The sequence below is a fragment of the Bradyrhizobium sp. U531 genome (genome assembly GCF_051710265.1).
GTDB lineage: Bacteria > Pseudomonadota > Alphaproteobacteria > Rhizobiales > Xanthobacteraceae > Bradyrhizobium.
Genome location: NZ_JASVEN010000005.1, coordinates 322,281 through 336,770 on the forward strand (window position 1 = coordinate 322,281; position 14,490 = coordinate 336,770).

General features: G+C 66.8%; 1 protein-coding gene (cut by a window edge). It reads right to left on the bottom strand.

The window, feature by feature from the left end:
- Positions 1-14,490: the final stretch of a tandem-95 repeat protein gene (locus QRQ56_RS24075; RefSeq protein ID WP_438743462.1), read on the bottom strand. It continues 19,380 nt past the right edge of the window; the window shows 14,490 of its 33,870 coding nt (coding positions 19,381-33,870); its start codon lies off the right edge, out of view — the gene reads right to left on this strand; it ends in the stop codon at positions 1-3.

A 14,490-nucleotide genomic window follows, 5' to 3' on the forward strand; every position in this document is an offset into this window, starting at 1 on the left:
TCAGGCGAAGTAGTCCATCGGATGCGTGGCCGCATCCTTGCGCCAGGCGAGATCGGCGGCCCCCGCATTGGTGCCGAATGCGGACATCCCCTGACGCATCAGCGCGAGCAGCGCGGCCGACTGATCCGCCCCGTCCCCGTTCGCCACGCGGCCAGCCCAACCGTCCACGTCGGCGCCCGGGTGCGATGGACCTGCGACACCCGCGCCGTTCGGCGTGTCCGGCCCCGTCATCGCATCCATCGCGCGCCAGAACTGCTCGCCGATCGAGGGCGCGGGATTGGCGGACAGGATCTCCAGTGCCGAGGCCAGCGTTTGCGCCGAGCTTGCGGCGCTCGCATCGGCGGCGGCAAGCGGCTGCGTCGCCGTTGCCTGCGTCAATGCGGCATCGGCGTACTCCATCGTACGCCCGTCGGTGCGGGTATAGCTTCCGCGATTGACGATCACGGTGCTGCCGAACGCCCAGGATCCTTCCGTCGCCGTTGCCGCCAGATTGATCGAGCGGACGCCCGCGGCCGCCAGCGACACGATCTCGCCGTCCTCGGCCGTGCCGTCACCATTGCGGTCCTGCCACAGGTTGAAGTCGGCGAAGCGGATGTCGTCGGCCGACAGCAGTCCGTCGCGGTTGCTGTCGAAGGCACGCAGACCTTCGAGATCGGAGCGCGCGCCCGCCACGTCGTCGGCGAAGCTCAGCTCCGAGATGCCGCTCACGGTGCCGTTGCGGTCGCGATCGAGGAACAGGAAGGCTTCCGTGGTCCCGATCCAGCTGGTGTCGTCGGCGGTGCCGTTGCCGTCGATGTCGAACCGCGCCGAGGACTGCCTGGCCGTCGTCGTTTCCACTCCCAGCCCGTCGAGATCGAGGATGATCGGCGCCGCCAGCGTGACGGTCTCGCCGTTGCGGAAAATGAGCCTTTCGATGCTGGTGAGCGTGTCGACACCGTCGCTGCCATTCGCCGTGGAATTATCGGTGACCTGAACCGACCCTGCCGACGTGACGATCGAATAGGTCGACATCACGCCGTTGTAGTAGGCGGTGTCGGTGCCGTTGCCGCCATTGATCGTGTCGTTGCCGGCCATGCCCCAGAACTGGTCATCGCCGTCATTGCCGTTGAGCGTGTCGTTGCCGATGCCGCCGGCCAGGCGGTCCGCGGCCGCGCCGCCGGTGATGACGTCGTTGCCGCCGACGCCGTAGATGCTGTTCGGAGCGAGCGCATCGCCGACCAGCGTTTCCGAACTGGCGGTCCCGACCGCCCAGCCCTCGAAGGCGTTCGAGATGGTGAGGCTGACGGTGGCCGTCGCCGTCGCGACGCCGTCGCTGATCGTATAGGTGAAGCTGTCGGCCCCCTCATAGCCGAAATCGGGCGTGTAGCTGACGCCCTGCCCGTCGATCACGACGGTGCCCTTGGGCGGCGCACCGACGGAAACGATGGTCAGATTGTCGCCGTCGATATCGACGTCGTTGCCGAGCAGGCTGGCGCGCGCGATGGCGAGCGTGTCGCCATGGGTGACGGAGAACGGACCGTCATTGGCCGCGACCGGCTTGTCGTTCACAGGCGTGATCGTCAGGGTGAACACGTCGCTCGCCGTCAGCGTGCCGTCGCTGGCGGTGACCTTGATGTCGATCGCGCCGTTGAAATTCAGCGGCGGGGTGCCGGTGAACTTGGTGCCGGTCAGCGTCAGCCAGGACGGCAGCGGGCTGCCATCCGCCAGCGTGGCGGTGTAAGTGAGCGCGTTGCCGTCAGGATCGGTGAAGCGGCCGGTCGGGATCGTGTAGGAGATCGCGGCGTCCTCGGCCGAATTGACGTCGGACAGCGGCACCGCAACCACCGGAGCGTCGTTCACCGGCGTGATGGTCAGCGTGAAGATGTCGCTCGCCGACAGCGCGCTGTCGCGGGCGGTGACCTTGATGCTGAGCGTGCCGTTGTAGTTCGCCGGCGGCGTGCCGGTGAAAGTGGTGCCGTCGAAGCTCAGCCAGGCCGGCAGCGCAGCGCCGGTGGAAAGCGTCGCGGTATAGGTCAGCGTATCGCCGTCGATATCGGTGAAGCTGCCGGCGGGAAGCGTGATCGCCAGCGGCGTATCTTCCGGCGACGTCACGTCGGGAAGCGGCACGGCCAGCACCGGCGCATCGTTCTTCGGCGTGATGTTCAGCGTGAAGACGTCGCTCGCCGAGAGCGATCCGTCGCTCGCGGTGACCTTGATGTCGATGGCGCCGTTGAAGTTGAGCGGCGGGGTGCCGGTGAACTTGGTGCCGGTCAGCGTCAGCCAGGACGGCAGCGGGCTGCCATCGGCCAGTGTCGCCGAATAGGTCAACGTGTTGCCGTCCGGATCGGTGAAGCGGCCGGCCGGGATCGTATAGGAGATCGCGGCGTCCTCCGCCGAATTGACGTCGGCCAGCGGCACCGCAACCACCGGGGCGTCGTTCACCGGCGTGATGGTCAGCGCAAAAATGTCGCTGACTACCAATGCGCCGTCGCGCGCGGTGACCTTGATGCTGATCGTTCCGTTGTAGTTCGCCGGCGGCGTGCCCGTGAAGGTGGTGCCGTCGAAGTTCAGCCATGTCGGCAGCGCGGCGCCGGTCGAGAGCGTCGCGGTGTAGGTCAGCGTATCGCCGTCGACATCGGTGAAGCTGCCGGCGGGAAGCGCGATCGACAGCGGCGTATCCTCCGGCGAGGTCACGTCGGGGAGCGGCACCGACAGCACCGGCGCATCGTTCTTCGGCGTGATCGTCAGGGTGAAGACGTCGCTGGCCGAGAGCGTGCCGTCGCTCGCGGTGACGCGGATGTCGATGGCGCCATTGAAGTTGAGCGGCGGCGTGCCGGCGAACTTGGCGCCGGTCAGCGTCAGCCAGGACGGCAGCGGACTGCCGTCCGCCAGCGTCGCCGAATAGGTCAGCGGATTGCCGTCGACGTCGGTGAAGCGCCCGGTCGGGATCGTGTACGACACGGCGGCATCTTCGGCCGAGCTGACGTCGGACAGTGGCACCGAGAGCACCGGCGCGTCGTTCACCGGCGTGATCGTCAACACGAAGATGTCGCTGGTCGACAACGCGCCGTCGCTGGCGGTGACCTTGATGCTGACCGTGCCGTTGTAATTGGCCGGGGGCGTGCCGGTGAAGGTGGTGCCGTCGAAGGCCAGCCAGGACGGCAGCGCCGCTCCGCTAGAGAGGACCGCCGTATAGGTCAGCCGGTTGCCATTGACGTCAGTGAAGCTGCCGGCGGGGATCGCGACCGAGACAGCAGTGTCTTCGGCCGACGAGACGTCGGGCAGCGGGATCGCGACCACGGGCGCGTTGTTCACCGACGGGATGGTCAGGCGGAACACGTCGCTCGCCGTCAGCGCGCCGTCGCTCGCGGTGACCTTGATGTCGATCGCGCCGGTGTAGTTGGTGGGCGGTGTGCCGGCGAAGGTCGCGCCGTCGAAGGCCAGCCACGAGGGCAGTGCGCTGCCGTCGGCCAGCGTCGCGGTCAGGGTCAGCGTATCTCCGTCGAGATCGGTGAAGCTGCCGGCCGGGACCGGGATCGTGACGCGGACGTTCTTCGGCGAGACGATGTCAGCCAACGGCTGCGCCAGCACCGGCGCATCATTCACCGGCGTGATGGTCAGCCGGAACACGTCGCTTGCGTTAAGCGTGCCGTCGCTGGCGACGACCTTGATGTCGATCGCGCCGCTGTAGTTCGACGGCGGCGTGCCGGTGAAATTCGTGCCGTCGAAGCTGAGCCAGGACGGCAGCGCGCTGCCGTCGGCCAGCGTCGCGGCATAGGTCAGCGTATCGCCGTCCACATCCGCAAAGCTGCCGGCCGGAATCGTGATCGAGATCGGAGAATCTTCCGGCGATGACACGTCCGCCAGCGGCTGCGCCACGACCGGTGCGTCGTTCACCGGCGTGATCGTCACGCGGAACACGTCGCTCGCGGTGCGCGCACCATCGCTGGCCGTGACCAGGATATTGACATTGCCGTTGAAATTTGCAGGCGGCGTTCCCGTGAAAGTCGTGCCGTCGAAGCCGAGCCAGGACGGCAGCGCGCTGCCGTCGGCCAGCGTCGCCGAATAGGTCAGCGGATCGCCGTTGGGATCGGTGAAACTGCCGGCCGGGATCGCGATCGAGAGCGGCGCATCCTCGGACGAGGACACGTCGACCAGCGGCACTGACAGCACCGGCGCCTGGTTGACCGAGGCGATGCTCAGCCGGAACACATCGCTGGCGACCAGCGCGCCGTCGCTCGCGGTGACCTCGATGTCGAAATCCCCGGTCGCGTTCAGTGGCGGCGTGCCGGTGAAGCGTGTGCCGTCGAAGCTGAGCCAGGCCGGCAGCGGGTTGCCACCGCTCAAGCGCGCGGTGAATGTCAGCGTGTCGCCGTCGATATCGGCGAACGCGGATTTGTCGAGCGCGATATCAAGCGCCTGCCCCTCCAGGCCCGCCTGGTCGTCCAGCGGACGGAGCAGCACCGGCGCATCGTTGGCCGGGGCGATCGACACCAGCAGCTCCCGCACGGTCTGAGCGGTGCCGTCGGTCGCGGCGATCTCGAGCTGGATCGTGCCGTTGAAATTGGCGGGCGGATCGCCGCTCAGCAGCCGCGTCTGCGGATCGTATTGCAGCCAGGCCGGCAGCGCCGTGCCGTCCTTGCCTCTGATTTCGACCAGCAGCGCATCACCGTCGACGTCGGTGACGAAGCCGGCCGGCAGGGCCATGCTGAAGTGCTGATCCTCGGTTCCCTTGAGCACGGGCACCGCGGAGATGACGGGCGCGTCGTTGATCGCCGCCACGTTGATGTTGACCCGTGTCGTCGCGGTCAGGCCGGTCGAATCCTCAATCTCGTAGTCGAACCATGCCGGTCCGTTGACATCGGCATTCGGCGTGATCCGGAGCTGGCCGAAGCCGAGATCGGTCACCGTCACGCCCGAGGTCGCGACGATCCGGGTGAGCACGAACCCCTGCTGGTCGGCATCGCTGTCATTGGCCAGCAACTGGCTCGCAAACAGCGTCAGCGGCGAATCCTCCCGCATGTCGAGCGTGTCGGGGCGCGCGACCGGGGCATCGGCGACCGCCAGCACGTTGATCGTGACCGTCGTCGAGACCGCGAAGTCCTGCTCGTTCTTGACGGAATAATGCAGCACCAGCTCGCCGTTGAAGTTGGCGGCGGGCGTGATGCGATACTTGCCGTTCGCGAGCAACTCGGCGCCTTCGAGCCCGACGAAGGTCAGGGTCGATCCGTCCGGCGTAACGTCGTTCGCCATCAGCGCCGCGGGGTCGATGTCGATGAAGCTGTCTTCGAGCACCTCGAAGCCGGCATCCGACACCGGGATCGGCAGCGGCACGTTGGGGGCGACCAGCAGCGTCACGAAGCCGACGCTGGACGCGCCATGGCTGTCGGTGACGCGATAGTAGAAGCCGGCATCGCCGATATAGCCGGCGTTCGGCGTGAAGACCGCGGTCGAACCGACGCCCACCACCGTACCCTGGTCACCGTCGAAAACCTCGACGATCGCGAAGCCGTCGCCCTCGACGTCGCGGTCGTTGGCGATCAGCGCGGCGAAGTCGATGGTGATGGCCTGGTCCTGGGTCGTCCTGAACAGACCTTGCGGATCGTTGGCCGTCCCGGCTCCGTCCGGATTGGCGATCGGCGCATCGTTCACGGCGGCGACGTTGAACGTCACGGTGCCGGTCGAGGTCTTGCGGCCGTCGGAGATCGTGTAGCTGAAATTGACCGCGCCGCTGATGTTCTCGTTCGGCACGAACTGCCAGCGTCCGTCGGGCAGCTCGACGATGCGGCCGTTGCCGGCGCTGCGCGACAGCGACTGGAACGTGATGGTGTCGCCATCGGCGTCGGTGTCGTTGCCGAGCAGGTCGGCAGTCGTGAACTCGAACGGCGTGTCCTCGACGGTCTCGAACACGTCGGTCGCGGCGACCGGCGCGCGGTTGGTCGAGGCGACATTGACCTTGACCTTGCCCGTGCTCGAGCCGTTGGTGTCGTCGGTCACGATGTACTCGAACGAGGCGACGCCCTCGAAATTGTGGTCGGGCGTGAACACGATATGGGTGCCGTCGAAGCTGACGGTGCCATGCGCGGCATTGGCGACGCCGACGAAGCGGATCGGGTTGTTGTCGACATCATAGTCGTTGGCGAGCAGCGTCGCCGGGTCGATCAGCAGCGGCGTGTCCTCGATCGCCACGACCGTATCCTCGACCGTGGTCGGCGGATCGTTGACCGCGGCGACATGCACGACGGCCGAGCCGGTCGAAGGACCTTCGTGATCGTCGGTCACGACGTAGCTGAAGCCGTCATCGCCGGAGAAGGCATCCGCCGGCGTATAGACGACGAAGGCGCCGGCATTGCCGTCGAAATGCTGGCTCAAGGTCGCGCTCTGGCTGTCGCCGCCGAGCGTCCGCGTGAAGCGGATGTCGAGATTCGCAGCGAATGCCAGCGGCACGTCGCCCGAGAGCATGCCGGTCGCACTGTCGATGGTGAGCCAGCCCGGCAGTGCCGAGCCGTCCGTGAGCGTCGCGCTCCAGACCGCACCGTCGAGTTGGCCGAGCCCAGCCGGCGGCGCGATATCGGCATGGGCGAGCTCGATGACGAGCGAGCCGTTGGCCGGCTGGCCCAGCGACAGAATGCGCAAGGCATCGCGGTCGCGATCGAAATCGTTGCGCAGCAGGTCGGTCACCGCAAAGCGCGTGGACTGGCCCTCGCGTCCGGTCAGATTGTCGACCGCGGCGTCCGGCCGTTCGCGCGTCGGCTTGACGTCGTAGAAGATCAGCGCCGGGTTGCCGGATACGCCGCCCTTCTCGTCCGTCGCGTCGTAGCTCAGCACCACCGTGCCGTTGAAGTCGGTGGGAACCGTGACGTTGATCTGCTCGGGCGAGACCACCGTGGAGATCGGGAACGGCGCAATCTTGAAGGTGTCGTCGACCACGGCCTCGGTGATGATCGACATCGCGGGATGGCCGTTGCCGGCGGCGATATCGAGGCGGACCGGAACGGCGCCGACCCAGTTGGCCGGCGGCATGCCGGAGAAGGTGAAGGTGGCGGGGTCGAAGCTCAGCCAATCCGGCAGCGGCGCGCCGCTCTCGCGGGTCGCGGTGATCGCCCCGGCCCCCTTGAGGTCCAGCGCGAACAGGCCCCGGTCTGCGAAATAGGACTCGCCTTCCAGCGCGTGGTTGATCGCGGTCATCTGGCTCGCGAGATCGCCGTGCGGATCGACGACGAACTCCAGCGTGAAGCCGCGATTGCTCGACGCATAGGTCCCGTCGGGAAGCACGCGCGGGGCCGGCGTGAACACCACCTGCAGGCGCGCCAGCTGCGCGTCGGCATCCGGCGCGAAGCCGCTGAGGCTGACGGTGCGCGTCGCCGCATCGAAGGACAGCCAATCCGGCAATGGGCGACCGCCGATGACCGAGGCCGAAACCGTTCCGCCCTTGGTGTCAAGCAGCGCGATCTGGCTGTCATAGCTGACGCCGGCCGGCAACGTGGCCGGATCCAGCGTCATGCTGTCGGTGAAGGTCTTCGGGCTGCCGCCGCCCGCGGCCGAATGCGTGAAGGTGAGCTGGACGCTGATCGGGTCCGTCGTCCCCTCGGGCGGCGTTCCCGTGAACCGCAGCGTCTGGGTATTGAAGCTGAGCCAGGACGGCAGCACGGAGCCATCGGCGAGCGTGGCCGTGACGGTCGTGTCCGCATCGAGATCGGATGCATCGAATTCGTAGTCAACCGCGAAGGCAGAGCGGATCTCGTAACCCCTCAGGACATCGGTCCCGGCATCGAAGCCGCCCGAGATGTCGCCTGCCGTGAGCTCGAAGCGGGTGTTGAAGATCCGTCCATTGGAGGGATCGCGTACCCAGACGTCGACGGAGAGCGGATCCATTCCGGGCGGCGGCGATCCCGCAAACCGCATGGTGGCCGCATCGAACTGCAGCCAGGACGGCAGCGCCGAGCCGTCGGCCAGCGCCGCGCTGACCTCGTAACCGGCGGAGAGATAGCGGTGGTCGATCACGCCGAGCACGGTCGAGCGCTTGAAGAACAGCACGTCGCCGTCCGCGTCGATGTCGTTGCCGAAAGCTTCGCCCGGGATCACGAACAGCGGACCGTCTTCGAGGCCGCTGACATAGTCGTTGCGCACGACCGGAGCTTCGTTGCGCGGCAGCACCGTGATCGCGACATAGGCGGTCGACGTGCCGCCATGGCCGTCGCTGATCGTGTACTGGAAGCCGGCGGCGCCGTTGTAGTCAGGCGTCGGCCGGAACTCGATCATGCCGTCGTCGCGCAGGCGGACCTTACCGCCATCGGCGAACCGGGCAATGCTGTCGAGCACCAGCGTGTCGCCGTTCTCGTCGGTGTCGTTGGCGAGCATCGTCGCCGGGTCGATCACGAGGACCTGGTCCTCGAGTGTCCGGTAGCCATAGTCATTATAGGCCTTCGGCGGGTCGTTGAGCGGCTTGACCTTGAAGTCGTAGGTCAGGGTCGCCGCCGCGCCGCGCGCGTCGATCACGTCATATTCGATGCTTGCCTGGCCGAGCGAGGCCGGCGTGAAGGTGATGGTGCCGGTCGCCTGGTCGAACACCAGGCTGCCATTGTTGGCGGGGTTGTTGTCGAGACCGCCATGCAGGCCGACGAAGGTGAAACTGTCACCCTCGATGTCGTACGTGTTCGCCATCAGGTCGGCGACCGTGACGGTGGTATCCTGGCCGAGACGGATCCAGCGATAGGTGTCGCGATCGCGCGGTGCGTCGTTGACAGGCGAGATCGAGATCTCGACCCTGGCGGTCGAGGTCGCGCCGCTGGCGTCGGCCAGCGTGTAGACGAACCCGGCCGCGCCGAAATAGTCCGGACGCAGCTTGAACTGGATGTAGTCGCCATCCAGCCGCGCGGTGACGTTGCTGCCCTCGAAGCGGTAGTCGTTGTCCTTGTAGCTGTCGATCGCCTGTCCGGACGTATTGGTCAGCGGCGCGATCGAGACGATGTGCAAGCCTTCCAGACCGGCGTCGCCGTCGACGTCGAAATCATTGGCGAGCAGCGTGTCGATCCGGATCCGCAGGATCTGGTCTTCGACGCCATAGACCAGCGGATCATCCACCGCCGTCGGCGCGTCGTTGACCGGCGCGAGATCGACCTCGACACGGGCCGTGGATTCGCGGCCGAACTGGTCGCGGACGGTGTAGTTGAAGAAGGCATCGCCATTGTAGTTCGGCGCGCCCAGGAATTCGATCTTGCCGTCCTCGCGCACGCGCACGGTACCGTTCACGGCATTGCCGACGCCGGCGAGCGTCAGGTTGACCGCGCTGTCGGCATCGTTGGCGAACAGGGTCGCCGGATCGATCACGACCGGCTCGTCCTCGACGCCGAGATGCACGATATCGTCGGCGGCATTGAAGCGGCCGAGCTGTTGCAATTGATCGATGCGGCCGCGATCCCAGACCGTGCCGTTGGCGAACACGACTTCCTCGATGCCGCTCTCGGCGCCGAGGAAATGGTCGGTGACGCGCACGGTGTCGATCAGGAAGCCGTCCTGCCGCTCGAATTCGAGCAGGAGGTCGTTGCCCTCGCGGATGACGGAGACGTCCTTCGGCGCGATCGCCGACGACAGCACCAGGCGGTCGGTGTCGGTCTGTGCCCCCTGCTCGGTGATGACGTCCTGGCCGTCGTCGAAGCCGAACACATAGGTGTCCGAGCCGGCCCCGCCGGCGATCACATCATTGCCGCGGAGACCCTGGAACTGGTCGTCGCCGGCGCTGCCGGTGAGCTGGTCGTTCCAGAGCGAGCCGACCAGCATCTCGATCGAGGTCAACTGGTCGCCGGCCGCTTCGCCTGCTGTGCCGAGGCCGGTCGCCAGATTGACCGCCACGCCCTCGTCGGCCTTGCTGTAATCGGCGATATCGAAACCGCCGCGTCCGTCGATGATATCGGCGCCGCGGCCGCCGCGGATGCGGTTGTCGCCGGCATCGCCCCTGATCGTATCGTCCTGATACGAGCCCTGGACGATCTCGATCCCGGAGAAGGTATCGCCGAGCGCATCGCCGCCGCCGGCGGCGCCGTTGGCCATGTCGACGATAACCCCTTCGGTCGACAGCGTGTAGTCGGCCGTGTCGATGCCGTCGCCGCCGACCAGCTGGTCCGCACCGCGGCCGCCGATCAGGGTGTCGTCGCCGGCATTGCCGATCAGGATGTCGTTGCCGCGGCCGCCCGACAGGATGTTGGCGAGCGCATCGCCTTCCAGCGTGTCGTCGGCATCGGTACCGGTCAGGTTCTGGATGTTGGTGAGGACATCGCCCTCGGCATCGCCGCCATGGGCGGTGCCTGACGCCAGCGAAATCGACACGCCGGTCGCACCGAAGCTGTAATCGGCCGTGTTGTTGCCGAGGCCACCGTCGAGCACGTCGGCCCCTGCCCCGCCGGTCAGGACGTCGTCGCCCGCGCCGCCGAGCAGGATGTCGTTGCCGCCGCGGCCTTCCAGGATGTCGTTGCCGTCGCGTCCCTCGAGCCGGTTGTCGCCGGCATCGCCGCCGAGCTGATCGGCATATTGCGAGCCGATCAGCGCCTCGATGCCGATATAGACGTCGCCTTGCGCGTGGCCGCCCTGGCCGACGCGCGATTCGAGGTCGGCACGCACGAGGAAGTCGGAGTTCTCGAAGCTGACGGTATCGTAGCCGTCGCCGCCGGTGATGCGGTCGGCGCCGTCGCCCGCGTCGATCCAGTCGTCGCCGGCCCCTGCATCGATCTGATCGTCGCCGTTGCCGGCCTCGATCCGGTCGTTGCCGCCGCCGCCTAGCACGAAATCGTTGCCGCCGAGCGCCTGGATCAGATCCGCGCCCTCGGTGCCGACGAGGTAATCGGCCTTCGCCGTCCCGCGCAGCAGACCATTATAGCTGTCGGCCACCGAGGCCATCGCAAAGCCGGTATCGGTCGCACCATCGGTGTCGGCGATGCGGTACTCGACCGCGACCTGGCCGGTAAAGCCTTCCGCGAAGTGCACGACGATGAACTTCTCGCCGTTCCAGTCGACCACCTCGGCCGTGCCGCGCGGCACGCGCTGGCCGAGCGCAAGCGCATCGGCGTCATAGACGCCGTCGACGCCGACGAAGGTCGGCCGGGCGCGGTTGGGGTTGTCGAGGTCGTCGTCGATCACGCCGTCGCCGTCGTGATCGGCCTGCTCGACGTCGTAATCGTTCTTCAAGAGATCAGTGACGCGCAGCACCAGCGGCGCATCGAGCGGCGTGACGAAGCCTTCGTCCTGGCCGACCGTCGGATCGTCGTTGCTGGGAACGATGATGATGTCGACATAGCCTTCGGCCGAGCCGTCGGCATCGTCGGTGACCCCGTAGACGAAGCCGGAGCTCTGGCTCGCGTCCCGATTCGGCGTGAACACGAGGTTGCCGTCGGCGTCGAACTCGATCGTGCCGTTCAGCTTCTGGCCGGCATCGCCGCCGAAGACCAGCGCATCCAACGTCGTCGACAGGCGCCAGCCCAGGAAGCGGAGCGGGTCGCGGTCCACGTCGACGTCATTGGCGAGCAGCGTCGCGATCGGAATGACGGTCGGGATATCCTCGTTGACATAGATGACGTCGCGATGGGCGACCGGCGGCGCGTCGCCGACATTCTCGAACCACATCGTGACGGTGGCACCGTCGACCGCGCCTTCGTTGTCGCGGACAAGGTAGCTGAACGTCGCCTCGCCCCAGAAATCGGCATCCGGCGTGAAGATGATCGTGCCGTGGTCGGTGACTTCGATGTCGCCATGCACCGCGTTGCCGGCGCTCTCGAACTGCACCGCGAAACCTTCGATATCGCTGTCGTTCTTCAGCAGCTCGAGGATCGGAATCTCGATCGAATGGTCTTCGACGCCGCGCAGGATCGGCAGGCTCTGGTCGGTGTAGCTGTCGTTGCGGGCGTCCGGCAGGTCGTTGACCGGCTGATAGGCCAGCGTCGCGCGGGCCCAGGCGGTTCCTCCATGACCGTCGTCGACCTGATATTCGAACCAGGCATCGCCGTTGAAGTTGGGCGACGGCGTGAACAGCACCGTGTTGTTCTCGAGTAGCACGGCGTTGCCGCCATGGCTGTTGCGGACGGCGGTGAGCGTCATGGTCTCGCCGTCGTGCTCGATATCGTTGGCGAGCAGCCGATCGGCCCCAATCACGATCGGATTGTCCTCGCGGATCGGATCGCCGTTGTCTGTCGTCTCGAACCGGTCGTCGTGCAGCTCCGGCGGATCGTTGACCGGGGTCACGGCGAAATTGACCCGGCCCGTCGAGGTCGCGCCGCTGGGATCGGCGACGACATAGTCGAAATGCGCGCTACCCCAGAAATAGGCGCGTGGGGTCACATGGATCAGGCCGTCGTCGCCGATCGTCACTGTGACATCAGCGTTGGAGATCACCGACTGCACCGCGAGCCCGTCGTGGTCGATGTCGGTATCGTTGGCGGTCAGCGTGCCCGGATCGAGCGTGAAGGCCGTGCTTTCCAGCGTCGCATCGACCGTATTGTCATGCGCGACCGGCGCATCGTTCACCGCGGTGACCTGGATCGTCACCTTGGCCTCGGCCCGGCCGCCTTCGGGCGTGTTCGCCACATAGCTGAACTCGGCGGTGCCGTTGAAATCGGCGTTCGGCGTGAAGGTGATGTTGCCGTCGCTCGCCAGCGCCACCGTCCCGTTGACGGCCTGATAGACCTGGCCGACGATCATGCGATCGCCGTCGAGGTCGTTGGCGAGGAGCCGCTCGACGCGGATCACCAGCGAGCCATCCTCGGCGACGGTGAAGCCTGTGTCCGGATAGGCGGTCGCGACCGGGCGCACCTTGAGATCGACCGAGGCCGTGGCGAAGCCGTTATGACCGTCGGAGATCGTGTAGCTGATCGAGGCGGAGCCGTAATAGCCGTTGGTCGCAGTGTAGTGGATGTTGCCCTGGCCGTCGATCACGGCAACGCCGGAACTGCCGGCATCGACGCCGACGATGGTCAGCGCATCGCCATCGGCGTCGAAATCGTTGCGCAGCAGGTCGCTCGCCTTGATGACGAGCTCGACGCCTGTCGTGACCGAGAAGAAGCCGTCGCCGAGCGCCGTCGGGGCACGGTTGCCCAGCAGCTCGCGCAGGGTCTCCTTGGTCCAGGTCACACCGTCGGCGAAGACGTAGCTCTCGATGCCCTTGGCGTCGGTCGAAAGCGCGTCGAACACCGTCAGGCTGTCGGCGCTGTTGCCGGTGAAGCGGATGACGACGGCATCCGAGCCACGATAGAGCTGCTCGACATGGGCATCCGTCGAGGCGAAGTCGGCGATCTGGATCCGGTCGGTGCCGCTCGTTCCGGAATCGACGATGGTGTCGTTGCCGGCCCCGCGCCCGAACAGATAGAGGTCGTCGCCGGCAGCGCCCGAGAGCAAATCGTTGCCCGCCCGTGCGGCAAAGGTGTCGTTGCCGTCGAAGCCGTAGACGTTGTCATTGCCGGTGCCGTCGATATCCGACAGCGCGCGGGCGCGCATCGCATCGCGATTCCAGACCGTACCGTCGGCGAAGCGGACCGACAGGCCGAACGCCGGATTGTTGGACGGACTGAGGGCGTCGGTCAGCACCACGCGGTCGCCCGTTCCTGCGAATGAGAGCACGAGATCGTTGCTGTCGGGACCGGCGCGGACGGCGGAGACGACGTCGGCGACGTTGTAATCGATCAGGCTCAGGACGTCGGTGCCCTTGCCGACCGCGTTGATGCGATCGTCGCCATCGCCGCGGCGATAGAGATAGGTGTCGTTGCCATAGCCGCCGTCGACGAGGTCGTTGCCCTTGCCTCCCATCAGCGTATCGGCGCCGTCGGTGCCGATGACGATGTCGTTGCCGTCGGTGGTGAGGCTGGCGAGGATCGCCAGCTTCATGTCGGCGACGGTGTATTGCGTGCCGTCCGCGAGCGCGATGGTCTCGACCCCGGCGGAGTTGGCAGCGAGCGCATCGACGATGACGATCTGGTCGGTCGTCCCGGCAAAGCGGATCGCGACGTCGTCGCTGTCGGCGGCGATGCGGTGGAAGCTGATCTCCGCGGCGGAGTAGCCGCTGATCTCGAGCCGATCGGCCGTGGACGAGGCCTTGTCGTTGATGACGTCGCTGCCGTCGCCGCGGGCGAAGCGGTAGGTGTCGTTGCCGGCGCCGCCGGACAGATGATCGTTGCCGAGACCGCCGATCATGACGTTGTTGCCGGCATCGCCGGTCAGGACGTCGTCGGCAAAGCTCGGCGCGCGTGCGATCAGGTCGGAGGTGCCCCACACCGTGCCGTCGGCAAAGCGAATCGTCTCAACGCCGCCCGCACCAAGCGCGCCTTCGATGGTGATCCGCGCGCCGGTCGACTTGACGATCAGCGTGAAATCAGCCCCGTCCTCGCTCTGCGAGACCGTGACGTCGTCGGGCGCGATATCCGCCGCCAGCAGCAGCGTGTCGTTGCCGGCCGTATCGGCAATGCGGTCATGGCCGCCATGGGCCGCGAAGCGATAGGTGTCGTCGCCGGCGCCGCCTTCGAGGCGATCGTT